This window comes from Christiangramia aquimixticola (genome assembly GCF_048285835.1).
Taxonomy (GTDB): Bacteria; Bacteroidota; Bacteroidia; order Flavobacteriales; family Flavobacteriaceae; genus Christiangramia; species Christiangramia aquimixticola.
On record NZ_JBLVTL010000088.1, the window covers coordinates 1 to 347 of the forward strand.

At 40.9% G+C, this 347-nt stretch carries 1 pseudogene; it reads left to right on the forward strand.

Annotation, left to right across the window (positions count from 1 at the left end):
- Positions 1-266: pseudogene (locus tag ACNKXV_RS13630) on the forward strand (tRNA pseudouridine(38-40) synthase TruA); the annotation flags it as partial.
- Positions 267-347: the final 81 nt, after the last annotated feature.

Below are 347 nucleotides of genomic sequence, written 5' to 3' on the forward strand. Positions count from 1 at the left end.
ACCATTTCCGCTGCAAGATTTATGAAGCGCGGTGGGAACAAAAAGACGACCAATTGTTATTTCATATTACCGCAAATCGATTTTTGCGTGGGATGGTACGGGCAATTGTAGGTACTTTGCTGGAGATTGGCTTTGGTCATAAGCAGGTGGAAGATTTAGATCGAATTATCCTTTCCAAAGACCGAACTCAGGCTGGAAAAGCAGCTTCTGCAAAAGGCTTATTTTTAAGCCAAATCGAATATCCAACAGACATTTACCTAGACTAATCAGGCTTTGAGCTTAGAAAAAGAAAAAGAGTCCTCCGGGGAAATTATAGACATGAAAGTCTTGAGACAGCTTTACACCTT